The organism is Hathewaya massiliensis, assembly GCF_902143515.1.
Classification (GTDB): Bacteria; Bacillota; Clostridia; order Clostridiales; family Clostridiaceae; genus Hathewaya; species Hathewaya massiliensis.
In genome coordinates this window covers 242660-266531 of sequence record NZ_CABFVD010000002.1, presented here as the reverse complement: position 1 = coordinate 266531, position 23872 = coordinate 242660, and the positions used below count along the sequence as shown (strand labels likewise).

Genomic DNA, 23872 nt, shown 5'->3' with positions numbered 1-23872 from the left:
TCCATATATAAAGCTTAGAAATCATTAATATGCTAAACCATTATATTCTTTATTCAAATGTCTTATAGACATTAAACTTTACTTTATTTGACTATACAAATTCTATATAAATTTAAGTTAATAGTCAAACACTCAAAGGCTTAACTATTGAAATTTAATCTAATATTAATCTAGTTTTTTAAGTTCTTCTTCATAGACCTTAAATTTATTATCATCTAAATTCTTATAAGTATCTCTAAGATAATACATAACATCTTTTATATAAGTTCCTTTTTTTACATAGGACTTATCCTTATATTCCTTATAATATTTCTCATAAATTCTTAATGCCTCTTCTGTATTACCTACCTTATTGTATGAAACTCCAAGAATGTAAAGACTATCTTCATATGGAAATATTCCTTTTCCATAGTTTATTCCCTTTTTATAACATTCTATAGCTTCATTAAATTTATTATTCTTAGCAAAATCTCTTCCCTTAAAATAATAATATTCCCCTGCCTTATTCTCCATAAGATTTTTAGCTTCATTAAAAATTACTTTATCATTTATATTTAAATTTTCAACCTTATATTCCTGTAGTATGGTATAAATCTTATCATACTCTTTATTGTCTATAGCACTTCTTAGGTTTTGTGAAGGAAAAACTTTTTTTTCATCTATCTGCTCTTTACTTTTATCTTTATTCTTCTCATCTTCTTTATTTTTTACTTCATCTTCTTTTTCTTCTGTACTGTTTTTAGACTTATCTTCCGTAACTTTATTATCTTTATTATTTAATTGGTTTTTGTTTAATTCATTTTTATTTTTATCATTCTCAACTGTTTTCTTCGCCATATTTGTATTGTTTACATTTTTCTTACTAATATTATTCTTATCTAAAATACCAAATTTATAAAATAGCCCTCCACATAAAAGGATTAAAATAATTGATAATCCTATATATAGTTTTTTGTTACTCTTATCTTTAATTATTCCTAAGGATATTAAAGTCTTTCTATTTTCTAAGGCTATAGGATTCTTCTTATCTAAATTTAAAACCACTTCTATACATTCCATAACCTTTTTATATTTTCCTTTTTTCATATAACATTTAGCAAGTTCATTATTTACATTAATACTGTTATAATTAGTTTTTTCCTTGCAAACCTCAAGCTTCTCTATGGCATTAGATATTTGAAGCTCTTTTATATGATGCAATGCTTCAATAAATAAAATTGCATAGTCTTCATCCTTTTTACTGTCTAAAAGATACTTCTTTGATATTTCATCCTTATTTTTTTCATAATTTAAATTCCAAAGTTTCCTAGCATCATTCATTTCGCCTTTTAGATAATGCAACAAGCCTTTAAAATTTAATATATTGCTACTTAAAGCAATTTCTTCTCCTAAACTTTCACAAACTGAAATAGCTTTTTCTATATCTCCATTATGATAATAATCCAAAGCTTTCTTATAAATTTCATTATCTTTACTCATAAAAGGTTCCCTCTCCCATAAAATCGTATACTAAACTAAAAAATATAGTAATTGCTAAAAGGTCTGCACATCCTCCTGGACTTATATGTATATTACAAAATTCTCTATCTAGATTTTCTATTTCTCTTCTACCTTGTTCATTTTTAAAACCACCTAAACTAAGTATATATTTTGCTTTTTCCTGCACATAATAAAGTTTATCTATGGTATTTCTGTGAAGTACTGTACTATCCTCACAATGGGCCATTATACAAATTAAAGTATGTATAAGTCTTTCTCTCTCCCCTATATCCTTTAACCCCCTATATGTAGGAAGAGCATGTTCAAATACTACTGGAATGCCTCTCTCAACCTCACCTCTTATGCCTTTTATACCATATTTAAAGTAAAGTTTTTCACCATAAGTTAACTTTGTAGATTTTTTCTCTTTTATATGCTCTAAGTGTTTACTTTTTAACTCCCTATCTACTATGCCCTCTGTCATATCTTTTATAGTTTCCCTAATATCAGAAAAGTCGCCCCCCTCATATATGGTTTTAGCAGTAGCTACAAGACTTATACCCATTAGAAATATCATTCCCTTATGGGTATTTGTATTGTCGGTTTTCTCCATCATTGCCTTTTCTGCCTTTACCCCTAAGACTCTAATATTACTGAAAATCTCTTTAGGCTTATTATGACTAAAACCCGCCTCTGCGAACCTATACATATAAAAGTTTAGAGCGGAAATGCTACTTAAAAAAGTGAAATAATCCATATCCTCATGAGCACCTTTAGAATTAGGGGTTACAAGTCCAGGTTTAGGGTATGCTGAAACCTCATATAGCATAGCTTCGCTTGCAAACTCTCCTAATTTCCTTATAATATGCTCCTTATTTTTATTCATCCTCTTTCCCCACTTGTAAATATTCTTCGTATTTATTTTTTATAAAATCTTTTATATGCTCTTCCTTATGTTTTCTAGCTCTAACACAAAGATGAGCCTCCTCATTACAAATAAAACACTTTCTCTTTTCAAAGCCAAGCTCACTTCTACTTAGAGAATTCCCCTCTTTATCATATACATCAATGTCTAAAAGTCTCCCTAGAGCATGGGCTTCTTCTAATTCTATGGTTTTTATTTTTATATCTCTTGAATCCCCTTTTACAACTAGATACACTAAAGGGCCTTCTGCCCTTACCTCTTCCTTTTTGAAAATAATATTATGCTTAAATAAATCATAAAGATTATGCTTCATAATAGAAATTATGCCCCTTGTAATAGAATTATCCTTATTTATACCAGGATAATTTACCCTCATAGTTATTAAAGTTTCCTTAAATTTCTGAAGTAATTCCTGTTGAAATTCAACTCTTTCTTCTCTTGCATTTAAAATATCTTCTGCACTATACATAATAATTTAATGTGGAGAATTGCTAGTTTTAATCTTTTCTGCAATCTCTCTCCCTTCACTACTATTTAAAAATTCAAAAGTAACCTTTGGTACAATGTCCCGTGTTTCCTCTAATTTATCATTCTTTATAAGTTCTCTAACCTTAGATGCACTTATCTTGCTATTAGAGTCACTCTTCCTATCTATAATAATAAGCTCTCTATTATATTTTTCAAATATCTCTTTTAGTGATTCATTATAAGCTCTAGTAACCTTGCAATAAGGTTCATCCCCTACAAATCTCTTTTTTATATTAAATCTTTCACAAAAATACTTTGCAAATATAGTTCCATCTAGCTTCGTATAAGCCTTTAATACCTCATCTTCCTTTCTTAAAAAATAAGAAGGAAATGTAGCTGAGGAAATTATATATTCTCCCCCTTCAATAACTTTAACATTGATAAGATCCTTAACGCCCTCTTTAACCAAATTATACCTTACTTTAAAAGGAAATAAGGACTTTTCTTCTTCTACTATAAATACCAAAACTTCTTCAGCCTTTTTAGAAGCTTCTTCTATTAAATATCTGTGTCCTAAGGTAAAAGGGTTACAATTCATAACTATGGCAGCCCTATGTTTTTCAGAATTAAGATCATACTTCGTAGCTAATTTATCTAGATATTTATTTATATTATAAATTCCATTTTCAAGAAGAGTTACCTTATCCACTTCTGCCACCACAGTATAGCCAAGCCCTGTAAAAATAGCTGTATTCTCTGGCTTTGTAAAAATAAAACTATGGTATATACCCTCTTCAAAAAGCCTGTCATTTAAGCTAGTTATTAGCTTTTCGCTTAAACCTTCCCCTCTAAGTTCTTCGCTTATGGCAAAGCATTTTAACACACTTTTACTCTTTGAGCATGTTCCTTTTATATTATTATCTTTTTTTATAACCAAAGTGTAATCCACATCTTTATCTAAATCAAGATTATATTTAATTAAAAATTCCTTAACCTCTAAAACCTCATCTTTATTGTTTAAATTAACTTTCTCTATGAAATACTCATACAAAATTATCACCTCTAAATCTACAAAAATAAATCTCTATCTAAGTATAGTTTACTTTTAAAACTACACTTACTCAAGGATAATTTTACTTCAAGGCTTTGTTAGACAATTTTTTCTATATGACGATTACGTAATCACCTATGAATAAGTTTTTAGAATTTCATTATTTCTATTTTAATAATGTAGACCTTTTTAATATATCTTCTCCATACTTTTTTCTTATTATATCCATGGTTTTATCTAAACTCTCTTTTTTCTCTTTCTCTTCATAATTAAAAAAGTTGAGCTGTTCTATAGCCTCACTTTCAAGTTCAGTTAGGGCAACCCCTATATGCCTTAAGGGTTCTCCCTTCCAAAGCCTCTGGAAAAGCTCACAGGCCTCCTTAAAAATAAGTTCCGTACAGTTAGTTGGTTCTTGCAATTTTCTCTGCTTACCAGAAGATATAAAATCCTTATTTTTTAAACTTACAGATATTACAAAGGCCTTTTTTTCCTCTCTTCTTATCCTCCATGCCACATTCTCTGAAAGAGCAAGAATAACCCTAAAAGCCTCTTCTTTAGAATTTATATCAGAGGGGGTAGTGGTAGAATTACTAATACTTTTTATTTCTATATCTTCATTATTAACTACCTCTGAGTCTTCAATTCCTCTAGCATATTCCCACAAGGTTATACCTTTATTTTTTAGTATATACTGAACAAATTCTATATCACATAGAGCTAAATCTCCTATAGTATTTATATTTACATTTCTAAGTTTTTTTGCTGCAACCTTTCCTACCATAAATAATTTTTCAATGGGAAGTGGCCACATTTTATCCTTTATTTCATTTTTGAAAAGTGTATGAATTTTATTTGGTTTTTCAAAGTCAGAAGCCATTTTAGCTAAAAGTTTATTTTCCCCTATGCCAATATTAACAGTAAAACCCAGTTCTTTATGTATTCTATTTTTTATTTTATAGGCTAAATCATAATAATTAGGGTACATATGTTCCATTTTACTTAAATCTAAAAAACACTCATCTATAGAGTATCGCTCCAATAAGGGAGTGTATTCTTCTAAAATACTCACCATAGCACTACTGCAACTTTTATACAAATCAAAAGAAGGTAACTCTACCATCAGGTTAGGGCATTTTTGAAAAGCTGAAAATAAAGTTTCCCCTGATTTAATATTATATTTCTTTGCCATTTCAGATTTAGCAAGTACGACCCCTCTTCTACTATTAGGATCTCCTCCAATTACAGAGGGAACCTTTCTTAAATCCACAGTATCTCCACGCTTTAGCCTCTCCACAGCAGACCAAGAAAGATATGCTGAATTAACATCAACATGAAAAATTAATCTTTTATGCTCCATGAAACTCAACCCTTTTCTTTAAATTATATCCAATGTATATAATTATATACGAACATTTGTTCAGTTTCAAGTTTTAGTCACACATCGTCAAACTTAAACTATAATGTTATTAGGATTAATATATTTGGACTAAAATTTTAGGATTCAGAAGGGCATCTCTCCTATATACTTAACCAATTATAAAGGAGGTAGTATATATGAGTCACAAGAAAAATAACTGCAGCTGCAGTTGTAGTTGTAAATGTTCATGTAACAATCATCATCATGATCATTGCCATAGTAACCAATGTAATATTGAACCCTATGGACATAACTACCACTGTAACACCAACCCTTATAACTGTAATCCTAACTTTTTAAATGGTCTTACACAAAATCCTGTATGTTTAGTAACATTGCTTTTGCTTTTATGTAATAGGAGATGTTAGTCTAAATTAAAATAGTGGTTGTGTAGATAACTTTAAAGTTATTCTATACAACCACTTTATTAAAATCATTATTAATACTCTTTACTAAAATCATTATTAAATTCTTTATTAAAACCTCAATTAGACTACTTATTAATTTACTTAAATACTACATCTATCTCTTCAAATCCCATCTCAGATAACATGCTTTTTAAGAGAATTTCAACCTCTTTATTAGCTTTTTCTATATAACCTTCTTTAACTAAGGTTTCTTCTATTCTTTTTTGTTCCTTTGCAATTTCATCTATCATATCCTCTGCCCCATATCTATTAAATATAGAGTATCTCTCATCATATACCATTAGATTTTTAGTATCTGCTACATTATCTAGAACCCTTGACTTAGATAGTGTTATGGTAACTTTCTTTTTATCTGAACTTAAATTTATAGTTTTATTTTTAAAATCCGTACCAAATTTTATATATCCATTATACTTAACTATAAAGGATTTCCCTGTAAAAGGTATTGGTATATCTTTTAGTTTCATGCTGTCCTTTAGAGCGACTACAGAAGAATAATTATATTTAATGGTAGATATTTCAGCTATTTTTTCCACTTTCTCTGCAATGGTACTTGTATTTACTTTGCTAATTTTATTAACCTTCATGCCACTTATAAATATGAGTATAGCAACTATAGTTATACAAACAACAGTTATAGTAAGATTTAATCTAGGTCTTCTTCTTAGCTTGTCCCTAAAACTAGGCTTATAATCTATATCCTTATTCTCTAATTCTTTTTTTGATTTCGTATCTAAAGACATACTTAGCACCTCCTACTCTCTTTATCTATTATACTTTAGTTAAGTATACAATTATGATAGTAGGATTTCAAGTGATTTTATCTAAGCTTCATCTCTATACCAACTTCACTTTCCCATGCTGCAAATATAGGCTTTATAATTTGTGGTCCTATTTTAGATATTATAACTAAGGAATTTTCTTCATTTCTATCTATTAACTTATAATCAATTCTTCTATTTACTACATCAACTTGATTTATGCCATCTTCTAAATTACAGAATCCTTTTATTCTATAGGCATCCTTTGATATTAAATTTAAGAAATTAGTAAGTTTACTTTTTTGAATTTCCCCATCATAGGTTAAACTTAAGGTTTTAGGCTTTGAATCCACAGAATTTGTAGTTTCTTCATCCTCAGCCCAAGCATATTTCATTAAATCTTCCTCTAAAAATTTAAAATCCACATCTCCAAAGGAGGTTTCAATTACATTAACCTTAGGATTTATTTCTTCTATTTTTTCTAAAACCTTGTTTTTAGTCTCTTCATCTATTAAATCTACCTTATTTAATATTGCTAAATGACAGTGTTTTAATTGTCTTTCTACGGTTTCTAAGTCCTCTAATTGTTCTAAGAATCCCGTACCATCTATAAGGCAAATAGCACCCTTATAGTCATAAAGGTCTCCTTTAACTTGCTTTATTCCATCTAATATGTCACCTATATTTGAAGGATCTGCAAGACCTGAGCTTTCCACAATTAAATAATCCATTTCCCTATCTGACATCTCTACCATAGCTGATAAAAAGGAAATCTTTAAACAAGAACAAAATATAGACCCTCTATTGATCTCCATAAGTTCCATACCATCACGTTTAATTATAGGCCCATCAATACCTATCTTCCCAAATTCATTCATTATAACTCCAACTTTTTTATCCTTTAAATGCTCTAAAAGTTTTAAAAGAAAAGTTGTTTTTCCTGAACCTAAAAATCCTGATAAAATATAAAGTTTAGTCTTTTTATCCACTAAAACTCCCCCTTTTATAAGGTAATCATAATATTCAATAGAAAACTATCTATTATTCTAACAAACATTACTACAAACCTTTTATTATTTTAAACTTTAACTATTTTCTTGCTTCAAATATCACTGCAAAGATACATTAGGTATCTATCCTTGTATATATTTTTTAATATCTTCAGAAGAAATTACTCTTCCTGTAACTTTAACTTTACCATTGATTACAAGAGCCGGTGTTTTTATTACACCATAAGACACTATTTCTTTAAAATCCTCTATCTTTTCAACCTTAACATCCAAACCTAGTTCTTTTACTGCCTTTTGAGCATTTTTTTGTAATCTATCACAATCCTCACAACAAGCTCCTAAAACTTTAATTTCCATACATATGAACCTCTTTCATAAATATAATTTTTTATTAAACAATACTAAATCCATTGATAATCTATAACTTCTTCCAAAAAAATTTTCATAACTAAATATGGTAATATAATACTTTTTAAAATTAACTTATATTGTACGTTTATATAAACACAAAAGAAAATACATTAAATAGATAACCAATTATTATTATGCCCACAGAGACAATGGTTATAAAAAATCCTAATAGTTTTGGTTTTACAACCTTACTAAGCATAATCATAGATGGCAATGAAAGTGCTGTAACTGCCATCATAAATGAAAGTATAGTACCAACTCCAACACCTTTCATAAATAACGCTTCAGCTATAGGAATAGTTCCAAATATATCAGCATACATCGGTATACCAACCAAAGTTGCAAGAACTACTGCAAAAGGATTGTTACTTCCAATTACATTTTCTATTACACTTTGAGGAATCCAGTTATGAATAGCAGCTCCTATACCAACTCCAACTAAAACATATATAAAAACCTTGCGTATAATGCTTAAAACTTGATCCTTAGCATAATCTATTCTTTCTTTTTTGTTCATTTCAATTACTATATCTTCTCCTAATTCTATCTCTTTAACATACTCTTGAACATACTTTTCCATGCCAAACTTATCTATTATCGTTCCACCTAAAACTGCTAAAATAAGCCCTACTACCACATAAGCTATAGCAATTTTAAATCCAAAAAAGGATATTAAAATAACTAAGGAACCAAGGTCTACTAAGGGAGAAGAAATTAAAAAGGAAAAAGTTACGCCTACTGGAAGTCCTGCTGCAGTAAACCCTATGAATAATGGTATACTAGAACAACTACAAAATGGAGTAATAGTTCCAAGTAATGCCCCTAATATATTTCCCTTTATACCTTTTATTCTTCCAAGAATCTTCTTTGTTCTCTCTGGTGGGAAATAACTTTGAATATAGGAAATTAAAAATATTAAAACAGACAACAAAATAAATATTTTAATTGTATCGTATATAAAAAAGTGTAGGCTACCTCCTACTCTAGAAGAAGTATCTAATTTAAAAACTTTTCCCACCAAAAGTTTTATTAAATCAGAAAGCCAAGTCATCTTAAAAAAGATGTTGTTAAACCCTTTTAAAATTGCATTAACAATATCCATAACCCTAACCCCCATTTACAATATATTAAAATTTGCTCTGTTAAAAATTTTTGTTGATATGATGGTTATGTAATCACATATAAAAAAGCTTTGAGAATTTCAATACTTCTGTAGTAAATTTTACTTCCTTTCTAATTCCTTGCATCCTATGCCCTTTTCTTTAAATAAGTTTAAAATCTCCATATCTCTTTTATATTTTTCCATAGTATCTAATTCTTCTAATAACTTACTTAAAAATTCATGATTTTCTAAAGACTCTTTATTTAAAGTAAAATACACATATTGAGCTTTTTTATAGCTATTTATTATATTTGCATCAGTTAATTTACCTAGATGTCTAGATGCATTTGATTGATTTAAATTTAGTACACTTTCTATTTCACAAACACACAGTTCCCCATTTCTAAGTAAATTCATTATCCTTAATCTATTCTCATCTGAGATAGCTTTTAAAATTTTCATTAGTTCCTGTTCCATAGTTTACCTCCAATTAAAATTTTATTATCTAATTTAATTTTCACCTCACTTTTTATAATAAATTAATATTACTATATGACTATATACTCATATAGTAATATTAATTATATATTTTGTCAATTATTTTTATGCAATAACTACCTACTTTAATACTCCCTCCTTTTTCAAACTTTGACTTGTAGTCTAAGCCTATGTATACTATTATTATTTGATACTAATTTCATATTTACTTAAGGGGGTTCCTTTAATGGATTTACTTCAGATAATTTTCATCGCTCTTGGACTTGCAATGGATGCTTTTACTGTTTCTATTACTAGCGGTATGCTTATTCCAAATTTAAAAAAGAAACATGCCATTAAAATAGCTTTTTCCTTTGGATTTGCTCAAGGTATAATGCCTTTAATTGGCTTTGTTGCAGGAATTAAATTTAAAGACTATATTTCTAAATTAGATCATTGGATAGCTTTCTTGTTACTTGGTTTTTTAGGTATAAAAATGATTTTAGATGGTATGCAAGAATGCGAAGATAAAAAAGCCTTTAATCCACTGGATCCTAAGGTACTTATTATGTCCTCAATAGCTACTAGTATTGATGCCCTAGTTATTGGCATAAGCTTTGCATTTTTAAATGTGTCAATTATAAATGCAACTTTAACCATTGGATTAATTACCTTTATAGCCTGTTTTATTGGGGTCTTAATAGGTAAGAAATGTAACTGTATATTTAGAAGTTGGGCTGAATACATAGGTGGCGCTATTTTGATTTTAATTGGAATTAATATTTTATTTGATCATTTAAACATTACATTGAGTTCTATATTAAGTTTGTTTACATAATAATAACTATAAAAAATCAAAATAAGGTATAAAGTAATATACTACATATATCCCTATTACTTTGTACCTTATATTTACTGGTTAACTACTTAAACCTACAAAAACTAGTTTTATAGTTTCATTCTATATCAAAGTTTAAGATACACCTTTATCTTTTTTTCTTTCTTTTCCTTCTTTTCTTTTACAACTATTTTTTCTACTAAGTCTTCTAAAATCTCTCTTGTAAACTTCTTATTTTCTAGTAGTTCCTCTGCACTTTTTAAAAACCCATTACTTATGTTATCCCATTTATTAATGCTATGCTCTAAGGACTCTAACTTGTCTATTTTTTTTATTAACTTCTTCTTTTTATGTTCTAATTCATGAAGTTCTTTATGTTGTATATGCTTTTCATGTTTCTTATTATTCTTATCTAAAGATAAGCTCTCCATCTTCTCATCAACCTTCTTAATTTTCTTCTCTAGATTATGTATTTCTTTTTCTATATCCGTCTCTTCCTTTACAGCACCATAAAGCATACTATAAAAATCAGATTCTTTTTTATGTTTTTCATATACCTCTTCTAGCTTTTTTAATACTATTTTTTTAAGTTCTTCCTCTTTCACAGAATGAGCTGTACATCTATCTTTACCACTTTGGCTATTATTACATTTATAGCCTTCGTAATTCTTTCTATAACACATAGAACCACCGCATTCATTACACTTGAGGAAAGGTGAAAATAGATGGGTTTTTCTCTCTTTATTTTTAAAGTTTTTAGACTTTTCTTTCATTAAATCTTCAACAGCTTCGAAATCTTCCTTTGATATTATACCTTGAAACTCTTCGCCGTATATTCTCTCCTCTTCACTAGTTAACATTATTTTATTTCCCTCAACTCTTTTCCACTTATACTGAACCATAATCCCTGCATATTTTTCATTAGTTAAAATTGCTTTTATGGTATTTTTACTCCAGAGTCCAAATTTACTCTTTTTAAAATTTTCAATATAAGAAGAAGGTACAGGAATTTCTTTTTCATTTAAATATGTTGCAATTTTGCCACAGCCATATCCTTTTAGGTATAATTTATAAATCTTTTTAACAGTTTTTGTAGTAATATCCCCTGCTGGTACTAAGGTAACTATTTTCTCTCCATCTTTATATATGTCTTTAAATTCATATCCATAGGGAGGTCTGCTTGCAATAGAAGAACCTTTTCTCATTTTATTTTTTAAAGCTTTTTTTACACACTTAGAAATTCTTTTAGACAGTAAATTTTTATCATATTTTTTTATAAATTTCGTATTATTAACCATGACATCCCCCTAATAAGAATAAATGAATTTCATTATCACAATATAAAGGATATCAAACAAGTATTTATAAGTCAAATATATTTTGTAATTTTATTTATCATAAAATAAGTTATTTAGTATCACTTTTAGTATTGATTTATATCACCTATAGATGTTATGATTAATACATATTCTTAATATTTATCCATTAAGCTAAGAACTATATTTATTGGGGGTTATTTAATTGAAAAAGATGTATATTATGAAAAATATGCATTGGTACTTGGGGATAGTCTTAGGCATATTTCTACTTTTTACTTATCTCTTATCAAAATAAGAAAAGAACACCTTAGAGCGTGCCTCTTTTTGGTGTTCTCATCATTTCTTACATAACTACCACCCTAAAACTTCTTAGTTAGAGGGTGGTTAGTAATTTGGAATAAAAAATATTTGGTTATATTGCTATAAAACTTTTATTAAAAATTATTAGTATTATATCCTTAAAAATTGCTTATTAGAATCTAGTTAGAATATCTTTAGTCAAATATAGGCATAGATAAATATCTTTGTCCTGTATCAGGTAATAGAACTACAATGTTCTTTCCCTTATTTTCTTTACGTTTTGCAATTTCTATTGCTGCATAAAGTGCTGCTCCTGAAGATATTCCAACTAATAATCCTTCTTTATGAGCAACTTCTCTAGTTACTTTAAAGGCATCCTCGTTGCTTACCCTTATAACTTCATCAACTACATTCATATCTAAAACCTTTGGTACAAAGCCAGCCCCAATTCCTTGAATTTTATGAGGACCTGCTTTTTCTCCTGATAATACTGCAGAATCCTTTGGCTCTATTGCTATAATTTTTATATCCTTATTTTTTTCCTTTAATGCAGTTCCAACTCCTGTAATAGTACCACCTGTACCAACTCCAGCTATAAATATATCTACTTCTCCATCTGTATCTCTCCAAATTTCCTCTGCTGTAGTCTTTTTATGCTTTTCTGGATTTGATAAGTTTTCAAATTGTTGTGGTATAAAAGAGTTTGGATTTTTCTCTGCTAATTCTTTAGCTCCTTTTATAGCCCCATTCATGCCCTCAGCACCAGGAGTTAACACAAGTTCCGCACCATAAGCTTTTAATATATTCCTTCTTTCAACACTCATAGTATCTGGCATAGTTAAAATTAACTTATATCCTTTTGTAGCAGCTATAAAGGCAAGCCCAACCCCTGTATTTCCACTAGTAGGTTCTATTATAACTGTATTCTTATTTATTTTTCCTTGTCTCTCTGCCTCTTCTATCATAGCAAGAGCTATTCTATCCTTTACGCTACCAGCTGGATTAAAGTACTCTACCTTACCTATAATATTTGCCTCTAAATTATTTTCCCTTTCAAAGTTTTTTAAACTTACTAAAGGAGTATTTCCTATAAGTTCAATTAAATTATTATATATTTTCTTCATAAAAATCGCTCCTTAATATATTAGATTTATTTTTACTTTCATAATACTTATTATTCTTATAAGTTTACTAGGTTTTGGTTTTTTATAAAATTCATAGGTTTCCCTATGAATTTATTTTTGAAATTATCTTTAAAATTATTTTATTCTATAATTTATATGATGTTACTATTCTGATTAATAAAATTCATACATTATTTAATAAAATTTATTTTAATTAAACCTAATTTGCTTTTTATTAATTATATTATATACTTATAATTTATATTTTTCAATATCTTATTTAGAGAAAATTTAAACCCTATGAAAATACAGTGATATTATTCAACCCCATTTTTCAACCCCCAAACAGAACCTATAAAAAAAATCATCCCCATTATTAGTGTAATTACATTAAATTTACCATCATTATAAAGTTTAGGATTACAGTATAATATAGTCGGCAAAAGATTATTTATAAAATGAGCAAATATACATGGTATTACTGATCTAGTTTTATAATAAACCCAACCTATTATAAGACCCATAAAGAATGTATTTGGAATTTGTACTAAATTGCCATGCATTAAAGAAAACATTGAAGCTGAAATTACTATAGAAATATACGGCTTATTTCTAAGAAGTAATCCCTCTAATAATATTCCTCTACACAAAATCTCCTCAAATATAGGTGCAATTATAAGAGCACCTATAAAAAAACTTGGTAAATTTTCAAGTTCCTTTTTTATAGCCTAATTATACCAACTGTTAGTTATAATTTTATCCATAATTAAACTTAATGTATTGTCATAAATACAACTGTACCCTATAATAATTAAAGCTACAAAAATATACTTATTAAGTTTAATTGTATTTGAAAACCTCAATTCATTCTCTGTTAACTGTTTATATACACTGATAAATATAAGATTCATTATAGTTTCTACTATTATATACACATAACCACTAATAATTTTTGTGTTCATACCACTAGTTTTTAATAAACTTAAAATACTTTCTGTCGCACCTAGTAAAAAAACACGTAAAATAAAATAAAAAATTAATACTAGAAAACTCTTTTTTATACTTAATCCTTTTCTTTTATCTATAGCTAGTTCTTCCATATCCCCACCCCATTTAATACAGTATTTTTAATAGAAGATCTTTTAAGTTATATAACATACCTTATTGTAACCAAGCAATCACACCCATAGTCCTTAAAATTGTAATACTTTATACACATACTTATTTAATTAGTATTATTTGACTTATTTCTTACTACCCAAATAGAACCCACAAAAAGAATTATTCCTATACTTAACTTAACAATGCTAAATTTATCAGCATTATAAAGTCCAGGATTACAGTAATCTATAGTAACAAAAAAATTGTTTGTAAAATGTGCAAATATACATGGTAATAATGACTTAGTTTTATAATAAATTATTCCAATTATAACTCCTATAAAAAATGCATTTGGAATTTGTACTAAATTGCCATGCATTATAGAAAATATTAAAGATGAAATTATTATAGAAATATATGGCTTATTTCTAAGTAGTAACCCCTCTAATATTATTCCTCTACACAAAATCTCTTCAAATATAGGTGCAACTATAATTGCACCTATAATCATAATTATTGGTGAATCAAGACTCTCTTTTATAAATTCATTATACCAACTATTAGTTGTAAGTTTGCATAAGAATAAATTTAATGTATTATCATAAATAAATATATATCCTATAATAATTAAAGCTATAAAAATATACTTATCAATTTTAATTGTATTTGAAAATTTTAATTTATTTGGTACTATCAATTTATAAACTTTTATAAATATACTATAAGTTATAATAGAAATTAATTCATGTGCATATGTATTCACATTATTCACATTAATACCAGCAGACTGTAAACTTGTTGATAAACTTTCCCAAATAACTCGAAAAACGAAATCTAAAACCAAAAATGAAATAACCACAAAGATACTCTTTTTTATACTTAATCCACTCTTCTTATCTGTGACTAAATTTTCCATATTAACCCCTTCATTTTTAATAACTTAATACTTTATTGTAATTATATCATATATAATTCTATTTTGTTATATTATGTATAATAACTTTAGATCTTACGTACATAAGTTTACTATTTACATCATTTGTATATGTTATTATATAAATCTAAAAAAAATAATAAACCAGCCTACTTAAATTCAGCTGGTTTTTTCATCTTTTAACTGTATTATATTAATTGACACATCATCTTTACTTACAGTTTACATTATTTTTTCCCCTAGTTATTTTAGCTTGTATTGCATATGAATCTATTTAAATATATCTCCCAAATTTATTCTTAAATCTGGAAATACTGTACTGACATATTCATCATCATTTTTAAAGACATCAGTTATTCTATATTGATTCTCTTCTAATGAGTATTGAATAATCTTTCCGTCCTGTTCAACTATATTATACTCAAGTACTCCATAATTCTGATATACAGCAAGTTTTGTAATATAGTCATGTGGTGCAGTACTTTTAGAGATTATCTCAAAGATAATCTTAGGTACAGAGATAAATCTCTCTCCACGTCTTGTTGCATTATCACACATAACGAATACATCAGGCTTATATTTTCTCAAATCTTTATCAGATTGAAATATAACTTCTATTTGCTCATCGAAGGCTTCATATTTAGTGCCTTCTAAATATATGTTAAGCTTTGTTAATATTCTCCCTTTAATTCTATTGTGAGCAATGGAGGTATTTGAACTTAGATATATAAATCCATTATCATATTCTGCCTTTCCATTGTAGCTAGCTTAAATTTCTTCAAACTGTTCTTCTGTATATAAATGAGTGTAGTCAACTTCCATGGTATTACCCCCTTTTTTTAATTATATATAATACATTATTACATCTTCATTAACCTTTTTATATTCTTCTACTAATTTTTCTAATGTTATTGAGTCTACAAATTGGTTTACGGAAAAATTTAATTTGTCCCATATGTTGCTGTTTATACATCTTTCAAGTTTATCCTTGTTGTAGTCTTCTGTGTTTACTAAAATAAGTTCTCCTTCTAGAGATCTTAAAATTTGTCCTATGGTTATTTCTGATGGACTGTAGACTAAGGTGTATCCTCCTTGGGATCCTTTTCTTCCCTTTATTATTCCTTTTTTTCTAAGTAGAGAAAATATTTGTTCTAAGTATCTCTCTGAAATCTCTTGTCTTTCTGATATACTTTTTAAGGTTACTACCTCTTCTTTATTGGAATAGTATGCAAGGTCTACCATAGCTTTAAGTCCATATATCCCCTTTGTTGAAACTTTCATTGTTTAATCTCTCCCATAAATTATTCTCTATATATCTCCATATTTTCTATGGCTTCTTCAACTAACTTCTCTATGTCTAAAGCTATTTCTTCCTTTATTATATGTTCTAAAACAGGCTTTGTCTTAGGATGCTTAGGCACAAAGATGGTGCAGCAGTCTTCATATGGAAGTATGGATGTTTCATAGGTTCCTATTTCTCTTGCTATATCCATAATATCTGTTTTATCCATGGCAATTAAAGGTCTAAATACTGGTCTATCTGCAGTATCATTGCTTACAACTAAGCCTTCCATAGTCTGACTTGCCACTTGGCCTACACTTTCTCCTGTTGTTACTGAGTGTATATCATATTTTTCTGCAAGTGCACAGGCAAGTCTCATCATAAATCTTCTCATTATAATAGTAAGTTCATCTTCCCTGCACTTATCTATAATCTCCATTTGTATATCTGTAAATGGCACTATAAATAGGTTCACATGTCCTGTATACTCTTTTAAAATCTTGGCTAGATCTTTTACTTTTTCCTTTGCCCTTTCTGATGTATAAGGATGGCTATGGTAATAAACACAATTTAATTGTACTCCTCTTCTTGCCATTAAATATCCTGCTACTGGAGAATCTATGCCCCCTGATAACATAAGCATTGTACTTCCGTTAGTTCCATAAGGGAGTCCACCTATAGCCTTAATCCTTTTAGAATATACATAGGCTCTCTCTCTAATTTCTACATTAATTAGCCCTTCTGGTTTATGAATATCTACGGTTATTCCTTCTAAGTTCTGAAGCACATAACCTCCTATTTCCCTGCTTACTTCCATGGAGTTCATTGGAAATTTCTTATTTGCCCTATTGGTATCTATTTTAAAAGTCTTATAATTTCCACTCTTAACCTCTTCTAAGGCTTGCTTACCTATGGCTTCCATAGTTGGTTCCACCTCTGTAACTAGGCAAAGCTCCGTAATCCCAAAAACTTTTTTAACTTTATTTATTAAGGTATCCATGTCTTCTGAATATAAAAACCATCTGCCTTGATCCTGTACCATTTCATATTCAACATTTTCTAAAACCTTTTTAATGTTATCCTTTAACTTTCTTTCAAACTTTCCTCTGTTTAATCCTTTTAAAAATATTTCTGATGCGTATTTTATTAAAAGTAATTGTCTCATTTATTGTTTTTAATAAGAAAATATCTACCATATATGATAATTCTCTTACTAATTCCTCCCTCTATAATCTTTAATTTTTTTAATATGCTCTTTTATTCTTAAGTTTTCATAATTTACCTAACAAAGTCTATGGGTGAAATTTATAATTATTTCATTCTTCTAAGTAATTTAATATTTTCTTTTAGTACCTTTATAGTATAATCAATTTCCTCTTTTTTAGAGTATTCACAAAAACTAAACCTTATAGACCCTAAGATTTCTTCATCTGAAAGTCCTATAGCTTTAAGCACATGACTTTGCTTAGACTTCTTGGCAGAACAAGCTGAACCCACTGAAACATAAATGTTTTTCTCATCTAAAACCCTAAGTAAAATTTCTGATCTTATACCCTTAAATGATAGGTTTAAAATATAAGGTGAAAATTCTTTGCTGTGCTCACTATTTATTTTTATATTATCTAATTTTGAAAGTTCTCCTATAAAGTATTCTTTAAGTTCACTTACATGAGCATAATTTGTCTCCATATTTTTATTCATAATTTCAGCTGCCACTGTAAGCCCTACTATACCTGCTGTGTTTTCAGTTCCTGCTCTAAAACTCTTTTCCTGCCCTCCACCTAAAATAAGCGGTCTTGGATTTAATCCTTTTTTTATATAAGCAAATCCTACTCCACGAGGTCCATGAAACTTATGAGCACTAACAGATAACATGTCTATATTAAATTTTTTTACATCAATTTTAAACTTTCCATAACTTTGAACTGTATCCACGTGGAACTTTATCCTACTGCTCTTTTCCTTAATTAATTTCCCTATGCTTTCTAAATCCTGCACAGCACCTATTTCATTATTTACGTGCATAATGCTAACTAGCACTGTATCCTTAGTTATGCTTTTTTCTAATTCATTTATATCTATTCTTCCCTTGGAATCTACATTTAAATAAGTTACACGAACTCCGCTTTCCTCTAACTCCTTGCATAACTTTAACACACTAGGATGCTCTATGCTACTTGTAATTAAATGATTTCCTCCTTGAACAAATCCTCTTATAAGAAAATTATTAGCCTCACTTCCTCCTGAGGTGAAAATTATCTCATCTTTTTCAGCATTTATGGTCTTACCAATGACTTCCCTGCACTCTGTAATTTTTTTCTCAGCTTTTATCCCTAATTTATATGCAGAAGATGGATTGGCATAACATTCCCTCATGGTCTTGCCCATAGCTTCAATAACCTCTTCATAGGGCTTTGTAGTTGCACTATTATCTAAATAAATCTCCATATTAAAATCCTTTCTTTAACCTATGAGTAATGAATACATCTCTAATACTCATATATTATCCAAATTTAAAGTAGATCTCTACTCATCTCTAAATGACAATTTTTAATGTTCATTAAAATTTCTAAGCTTTAGCTTCATAAGTAAAAACTTCCTCTGAAGCTAAAACCCCTCTTTATATATAATTCCTACAGAATTACTATGTTTTATAAAAATAATATATAGTATTATTTTTCCTAAGTCAAGAAGAAATATTTAAGGATAAATATCATAATTAGAATAGAAAATAATATAATTAGAAAATAATATATTTAAATAAATTGTTAATATAAAGTAATTAAAGTATAATATAGTTAAAATGTAAGTTGGAAAGGAGAATATTCTTGTGAAAAATTTAAAATACGCCTTTCATGGACTAAGCACTAATTTGCTTATGACCATAATTATTATTATTCAAATTACTACTGCCTTTTTCTTCTTAAATAATAGTATAAATAGTAAGTTAAAGTTAAAAGAAGATGGTGATAGAATTCTTAAAATTTTTGATAATAAGGAACCTTTTAGATTTCAACCAGCTATTTCAAATGAAGTAATAAATAAAATGGAGAATGAAGAAATAGACACTGGTAATGTAAAAAAGTTATATCATTATATAAAGTATAATAAAAACTTCATTTTTACAAACTTTGATTCTGATTATATTGAAGTAGATAATTTTAAGGGTGATGCTAAATTTTTAAACGATATGCATGTTAACCCAGAAAATCCTTCTTGCTCTTCTATAAAGGGTTTTTATATTGATTATAATTTTACTAAATTATTTAATTTAAAAGTTACAGAGGGTAGTTTTTTTAAAAAAGAAGATTTTGAGTATGAAGAAAATGCTAATCCTACAAAGATAATTCCTTTAATTTTAGGTGCCAACTACAAAGGTATATATAAAATTGGAGATGAACTAAATATAAGACCTTTCAGATATTCCAAAGCTACTAAAGCTAAAGTAATAGGATTTCTAGAAAAAGATTATTATTTTATAGATAACATTTTCATGGCTACCGTAGAAAATTTAAATAATAGAATAATTATACCACATTCTAGCATTTTAGACAGAACTCCTGATTTTGGTCATTGTTTAGCATCTATTAGTAATGGAGTTTTATTTGCTGAAAATAAGGATAAAGCTTTAGCTTATTTTAATGAAATAAATGAGGAAGCAAGCAAATATACCCTATTTAAATTTGAGTACCGTGGTCTTAGAGAAATATTTAATGATTCTTTTGTAAATGGATTAAAAGAACCGATAAAGATGCTAAACATCATGTTTCTTCTTGTGCTTATATTTTGTAGTACAGGCATTATAACCTCTTTACTAAGTTTTATAAGAAAACATATGTCTGAATTCGGTGTTCATCTTTTATGTGGTGCTAAATTATCTGATATAGCTCTGAGAATCACCCTTCAAATTAGTATTATAATTGGAGTATCCTTCTCTTTTATAACATTATTTAATGCTTTTTACTTTAAAAATTTACGTAGTACGCCTTATTTATTTTTATTTTCTATTTTAGCAATTTTGCTTCTTTCCATTATACCTGTATATAAAATTTTCAAATTAAATGTAGATACTATAATTAGAAGAAAGGAGTAGTGAGGATTTTATGATCAAAATTTCTTTTAAAAAATCAATTTTTATAATTGAGCAAATTGCACAATTAGATTTTTAATATTTGTGAAAATGAGTTACTAAAAACACTAAAAAAGATAATAGCAAAGCTAAGCACTACCGTGCCTGTGGATAACTTATTATTTTTTGAAAGTTATTTTATGCTACTTTCTTTAAGTCGTGAGGCTGATTGACTGCAATAGTACCTGCTACTAATGTAATACAATTTAATAAAGCAAATATTTTAGCCTTACGTATTCCTGCGGAACGGATATTATCAGTACTCAGATATTCCTTTAAGAGAGAGTTACATCTCTCAACAGAGCTTCTTTTATTGTACAGATATTGCCATTCCTTTGAATCTCTTAAAGGATAACTATAAAATCTGTTATTTTTTTTATAATTTACTTTATGGCATAAACCATAGTTAGAATTACTACACCAACTCATCCCGTACGGACAGTTTACTTTACTAACTGCATGAGGACATCTAAACTTTAAATAGTTTCCGTCCTTTCCCCAATATGTTAATGGATATCCAAGAGAACATATTGGATGAAAATTTTCATTCATGCCTTCTGGAGGAGCATATGCTCCTCTAGTATTTAATGCTATTATAGGTTGAGCTTTAATAATATGAGTGATGTAATCATAGACTTTTTTATAATCATAGCCTGAATCCATAATGTAATTTACTGATTTAAATGTTGAACCATAGGTATTTTTGAATTTAGCTATTAGTGGTAAAGCCATATCTCCATCATTATAACTAGCAGGGCTAAGTAATATACTTAATGGCAATTCACTTTTGCAGTCAGCAAGTATGTGTAATTTAAATCCAAACCACTTTATTTTATTGCCATCTGTATCATTTTTAGCTCCCCAGTTAGGAGAGACTCCATCCTTTTTAAGTTTAGATGATGGTTTGGATTTTTCATAAGCATTTAACTTAGTAGAATCTATGGCAATATTTGTACCTTCAATAATATTTAATTCCTTTGCTTTCAATATAAGAGATTCAAAGTCTCTTTCAAGCTCATTAGAGCTAGAAATTTTATCTAAAAATCTGCTAAATGTTGAAGCAGAAGGTGCACGATCCAAAACATTAATACCGCAGGTATATCTAAAAACAGGATCTGTTTCAAGTCTATCGACTAATTTTTTTATTGTTTTAATTTGCTCTAATTGCATTGCAATTAATGAATATAACAAAGTTAAAGAATCCCACCCTTTCGGGCCGCGCACAGCGCTTTTAGAAGATAAAAAATTTAAGATATTAGTAAAATTTAATTGAGCAAGAATCATCTCTAATTTTGTTTTTGGTTGATATTTTATAATTTCCTCAAAGGATAATAAACATTGTTGTTGAATATACATAAGTGAGGTTCACTCCTTTCGTTGGTTATTTTGGTCGTACTTAATATATTCAACATTTGGGGGTGAATCTCCTTTTTGTGTTGAGAAAAATTTAGCTGTATCAACAATTAAAAATTATGAAATTTGCTCAATTATAACCTTTACCGTAATATCCTTTATATTTTCTTTATTTACCTCTTTTTTTCAAAGTATTTATAGTGTAAATAAGGAAAATACGGATTTTCTAAGCGAAAACGCCTTAAAAATTAGAGTACAGGATGTACCTACTCTAAATAAAAAAGATTTTCAGTTTTTCCAAAGCTTAAACAAAAATATTCTTATGTATAAAGACTTATCAAAACCCTTATATAAAGGAATTTATTTTTCTGGAAACAAAACTCCTAAGGTTCCAATGAAAAGTGGTCGTTTTTTTACTAAGGAAGATTTTGAAAATGACACAAAGTTAGCTATAGTCGGTAGTGAAGTCTTTGCTAATTGCACTGTAGAAGATAATAAACACTATTTTGACGATGAAAGTGGTAGATATCTAGTAATAGGTGTTATGGGCAGTGATGATAAGAAAACTTATTTAGATAGTCTGTTTATGTAAATTTAAACTCTGTTTTTCAAAAAGGTGAGTTTGATTACAGTTCAGGATTTTACTATATAGATTGTGGTAAGGAATCTATAGCTACCTTTGAAAAATTTAAAAAATACCTTACTAGTAAACGTTTAAACATAGTAGTAGAATCCTTTGAAGATGACAGGCTTAAATCTCCTTTTTTAGATTTACTTAGTGGAGCTTTTAGTGGTTTTGTATTTATAGCTTTAATACTAGTTTGTCTTGCACTTAATACAGTGAGCCTTACCACAGATTGGATAGAAAATAAAGAAAAAGAACTTGCCATAAGAAAGACTTTTGGTGGAACGGATAAACAAATTTCAAGAAGAATATTGCTGGAATATGAATTTATAGTAACCTCATCTTTTATTTTAGGTTTTATATTCTATGTTATTTTTATAAAAAGTAAAATTTTCGATATTCCTAATATGAAGGTTTACTTCTTCTCCTCAGCCATAACCTACATATTTTGCCTCATTGTTGGAAGAGTAACCGCTATTGTCCCTATGAGAAAAGCCATGAAATTAGAGGTATCGGAAATTCTAAGATAAAAAATGAAAACTAATAAGGATGCTTCATGTATTATGAAAATAGACTATACTCTCTTTTTTAACCTCAAAGAGTATAGTCTACTTTTTAATCTCTTTAACTTGAAAGTGCATTTATAGCATTTGCATATACTTCTTTAGATGTTTCTTCTATAACTCCATCTGTTATGCTTATTATTCTATCGGCAAGTACTGCTATTTTAGGGTCATGTGTTATCATAACTAGGGTTTGTTTATATTTTTTTATAGACATTGTAAGTAAATCTAAAACTTCGTTACTACTTTTGGAGTCTAAGTTTCCTGTAGGCTCATCGGCAAAGATTATTTTAGGTTTACTTAAAAGTGCTCTTCCTATGGCTGCTCTTTGTTGTTGTCCTCCTGATACCTCACCTGGCAGATGCTTTCTTCTATCTTTTAATCCTAATATGTCTAGTATTTCTTCTAAATAATCTTTGTCTACTTTTTTACCATCCATGAGCATTGGAAGCTTTATATTTTCTTCTATGGTGAGAACAGGTATTAGGTTAAAGAATTGAAATATAAATCCTATATTTCTTCTTCTAAATTTAGATAATTCGCTTTCTTTCATATCATATATACTTTTATCTCCAATATACACCTTTCCACTAGAGGGCTTATCTAGTCCTGCTAAAAGATGTAATAATGTACTCTTTCCCGAACCACTGGGCCCTATAATAGCCACAAACTCCCCTTCATTTATAACTAAATCTGTTGGTCTTAAAGCCTTTACCACATTATAAGTAACTCCATAAGTTTTTTGCAAAGCCTTTGTTTTTAATAATTCCATATT

26 protein-coding genes and 1 pseudogene are annotated in these 23872 nt (G+C 28.3%); 5 read left to right on the top strand and 22 right to left on the bottom strand.

Going from position 1 to position 23872, the window contains the following annotated elements:
- Positions 1 to 165: 165 nt before the first annotated feature.
- From FNZ64_RS06500 to FNZ64_RS06480, 5 genes are all read right to left on the bottom strand, one after another.
- On the bottom strand, positions 166 to 1479 hold the full coding sequence (locus tag FNZ64_RS06500; RefSeq protein WP_142414035.1) for a tetratricopeptide repeat protein: 1314 nt from the start codon (positions 1477 to 1479) through the stop codon (positions 166 to 168).
- Complete coding sequence (gene citG / locus FNZ64_RS06495) at positions 1472 to 2365, bottom strand: triphosphoribosyl-dephospho-CoA synthase CitG (RefSeq protein WP_142414034.1); 894 nt, start codon at positions 2363 to 2365, stop codon at positions 1472 to 1474. Before citG ends, FNZ64_RS06500 begins: the two co-directional genes overlap by 8 nt.
- Entirely contained in the window at positions 2358 to 2873 is a 516-nt protein-coding gene (citX, locus tag FNZ64_RS06490) for a citrate lyase holo-[acyl-carrier protein] synthase (protein ID WP_142414033.1), read from the bottom strand. The genes citG and citX overlap by 8 nt, the downstream gene beginning before the upstream one ends.
- A gap of 6 nt (positions 2874 to 2879) precedes the next feature.
- Positions 2880 to 3932: a [citrate (pro-3S)-lyase] ligase gene (gene citC / locus FNZ64_RS06485; protein WP_341472627.1), complete on the bottom strand. Its 1053-nt coding sequence runs from the start codon at positions 3930 to 3932 to the stop codon at positions 2880 to 2882.
- Between the two features lie 157 nt (positions 3933 to 4089).
- Positions 4090 to 5280: a DNA polymerase Y family protein gene (locus FNZ64_RS06480; RefSeq protein WP_142414031.1), complete on the bottom strand. Its 1191-nt coding sequence runs from the start codon at positions 5278 to 5280 to the stop codon at positions 4090 to 4092.
- 197 nt (positions 5281 to 5477) lie between these two features.
- On the opposite strand from FNZ64_RS06480, the gene FNZ64_RS06475 reads away from it, so the two are divergent.
- Positions 5478 to 5708, top strand: a complete 231-nt coding sequence (locus FNZ64_RS06475) for a hypothetical protein (protein WP_142414030.1) — start codon at positions 5478 to 5480, stop codon at positions 5706 to 5708.
- Between the two features lie 137 nt (positions 5709 to 5845).
- Here FNZ64_RS06475 and FNZ64_RS06470 read toward each other — a convergent pair whose 3' ends face one another.
- The 5 genes from FNZ64_RS06470 to FNZ64_RS06450 all read right to left on the bottom strand — a co-directional run bounded on the left by FNZ64_RS06470 (position 5846) and on the right by FNZ64_RS06450 (position 9529).
- Complete coding sequence (locus FNZ64_RS06470) at positions 5846 to 6511, bottom strand: DUF4230 domain-containing protein (protein WP_142414029.1); 666 nt, start codon at positions 6509 to 6511, stop codon at positions 5846 to 5848.
- Between the two features lie 77 nt (positions 6512 to 6588).
- Positions 6589 to 7518 carry a CobW family GTP-binding protein gene (locus FNZ64_RS06465; RefSeq protein WP_142414028.1) on the bottom strand — a complete coding sequence of 310 codons (930 nt, stop codon included), beginning with the start codon at positions 7516 to 7518 and terminating at the stop codon, positions 6589 to 6591.
- Positions 7519 to 7662: 144 nt separating this feature from the next.
- Positions 7663 to 7896 (bottom strand): thioredoxin family protein, encoded by a 234-nt coding sequence (locus tag FNZ64_RS06460; RefSeq protein WP_142414027.1) that lies wholly within the window; start codon positions 7894 to 7896, stop codon positions 7663 to 7665.
- A 139-nt stretch (positions 7897 to 8035) separates the two neighbouring features.
- Positions 8036 to 9052, bottom strand: a complete 1017-nt coding sequence (locus FNZ64_RS06455) for a permease (protein WP_142414026.1) — start codon at positions 9050 to 9052, stop codon at positions 8036 to 8038.
- A gap of 120 nt (positions 9053 to 9172) precedes the next feature.
- Entirely contained in the window at positions 9173 to 9529 is a 357-nt protein-coding gene (locus tag FNZ64_RS06450) for an ArsR/SmtB family transcription factor (RefSeq protein ID WP_142414025.1), read from the bottom strand.
- 247 nt (positions 9530 to 9776) lie between these two features.
- Here FNZ64_RS06450 and FNZ64_RS06445 point away from each other — a divergent pair, with 247 nt between their 5' ends.
- Positions 9777 to 10367: a manganese efflux pump MntP gene (locus tag FNZ64_RS06445; protein WP_142414024.1), complete on the top strand. Its 591-nt coding sequence runs from the start codon at positions 9777 to 9779 to the stop codon at positions 10365 to 10367.
- Between the two features lie 128 nt (positions 10368 to 10495).
- Here the strand turns inward: FNZ64_RS06445 and FNZ64_RS06440 are convergent, their stop codons facing one another.
- The 9 genes and pseudogenes from FNZ64_RS06440 to FNZ64_RS06400 form a co-directional block, all read right to left on the bottom strand.
- Positions 10496 to 11665, bottom strand: a complete 1170-nt coding sequence (locus FNZ64_RS06440) for a recombinase family protein (RefSeq protein WP_142414023.1) — start codon at positions 11663 to 11665, stop codon at positions 10496 to 10498.
- 515 nt (positions 11666 to 12180) lie between these two features.
- On the bottom strand, positions 12181 to 13110 hold the full coding sequence (gene cysK, locus FNZ64_RS06435; RefSeq protein WP_142414022.1) for a cysteine synthase A: 930 nt from the start codon (positions 13108 to 13110) through the stop codon (positions 12181 to 12183).
- Positions 13111 to 13427: 317 nt separating this feature from the next.
- A complete protein-coding gene (locus FNZ64_RS06430) occupies positions 13428 to 13799 on the bottom strand; it encodes a CPBP family intramembrane glutamic endopeptidase (RefSeq protein ID WP_423244933.1) in 372 nt (123 codons plus the stop codon).
- 39 nt (positions 13800 to 13838) lie between these two features.
- Positions 13839 to 14210, bottom strand: a complete 372-nt coding sequence (locus FNZ64_RS06425; protein WP_142414020.1) for a hypothetical protein — start codon at positions 14208 to 14210, stop codon at positions 13839 to 13841.
- A 125-nt stretch (positions 14211 to 14335) separates the two neighbouring features.
- Positions 14336 to 15127, bottom strand: a complete 792-nt coding sequence (locus FNZ64_RS06420) for a type II CAAX endopeptidase family protein (protein WP_142414019.1) — start codon at positions 15125 to 15127, stop codon at positions 14336 to 14338.
- Between the two features lie 288 nt (positions 15128 to 15415).
- Positions 15416 to 15886: pseudogene (locus FNZ64_RS06415) on the bottom strand (Uma2 family endonuclease); the annotation flags it as partial.
- A gap of 102 nt (positions 15887 to 15988) precedes the next feature.
- The gene (locus FNZ64_RS06410; RefSeq protein WP_142414018.1) at positions 15989 to 16426 is read right to left on the bottom strand and encodes an RrF2 family transcriptional regulator; all 438 of its coding nucleotides are present in this window, start codon (positions 16424 to 16426) and stop codon (positions 15989 to 15991) included.
- Positions 16427 to 16446: 20 nt separating this feature from the next.
- Positions 16447 to 17592 carry a tRNA uracil 4-sulfurtransferase ThiI gene (gene thiI / locus FNZ64_RS06405; protein WP_142414017.1) on the bottom strand — a complete coding sequence of 382 codons (1146 nt, stop codon included), beginning with the start codon at positions 17590 to 17592 and terminating at the stop codon, positions 16447 to 16449.
- 146 nt (positions 17593 to 17738) lie between these two features.
- A complete protein-coding gene (locus FNZ64_RS06400) occupies positions 17739 to 18875 on the bottom strand; it encodes a cysteine desulfurase family protein (protein WP_142414016.1) in 1137 nt (378 codons plus the stop codon).
- Between the two features lie 382 nt (positions 18876 to 19257).
- Here FNZ64_RS06400 and FNZ64_RS06395 point away from each other — a divergent pair, with 382 nt between their 5' ends.
- Positions 19258 to 20520, top strand: coding sequence for an ABC transporter permease family protein (locus tag FNZ64_RS06395; RefSeq protein WP_142414015.1), 1263 nt, complete (start codon positions 19258 to 19260; stop codon positions 20518 to 20520).
- 174 nt (positions 20521 to 20694) lie between these two features.
- Here the strand turns inward: FNZ64_RS06395 and FNZ64_RS06390 are convergent, their stop codons facing one another.
- Complete coding sequence (locus FNZ64_RS06390) at positions 20695 to 21912, bottom strand: transposase (protein ID WP_142413083.1); 1218 nt, start codon at positions 21910 to 21912, stop codon at positions 20695 to 20697.
- 319 nt (positions 21913 to 22231) lie between these two features.
- On the opposite strand from FNZ64_RS06390, the gene FNZ64_RS06385 reads away from it, so the two are divergent.
- On the top strand, positions 22232 to 22501 hold the full coding sequence (locus tag FNZ64_RS06385) for a hypothetical protein (protein WP_142414014.1): 270 nt from the start codon (positions 22232 to 22234) through the stop codon (positions 22499 to 22501).
- A 52-nt stretch (positions 22502 to 22553) separates the two neighbouring features.
- Here the strand turns inward: FNZ64_RS06385 and FNZ64_RS14650 are convergent, their stop codons facing one another.
- Entirely contained in the window at positions 22554 to 22763 is a 210-nt protein-coding gene (locus FNZ64_RS14650; RefSeq protein ID WP_185903701.1) for a hypothetical protein, read from the bottom strand.
- On the opposite strand from FNZ64_RS14650, the gene FNZ64_RS14645 reads away from it, so the two are divergent.
- Positions 22750 to 23064, top strand: a complete 315-nt coding sequence (locus FNZ64_RS14645; RefSeq protein ID WP_185903700.1) for an FtsX-like permease family protein — start codon at positions 22750 to 22752, stop codon at positions 23062 to 23064. The genes FNZ64_RS14650 and FNZ64_RS14645 overlap by 14 nt on opposite strands.
- A gap of 94 nt (positions 23065 to 23158) precedes the next feature.
- On the opposite strand, the gene FNZ64_RS06375 is transcribed toward FNZ64_RS14645, so the two are convergent.
- Positions 23159 to 23869: an ABC transporter ATP-binding protein gene (locus FNZ64_RS06375; protein ID WP_142414012.1), complete on the bottom strand. Its 711-nt coding sequence runs from the start codon at positions 23867 to 23869 to the stop codon at positions 23159 to 23161.
- Between the last annotated feature and the right edge of the window lie 3 nt (positions 23870 to 23872).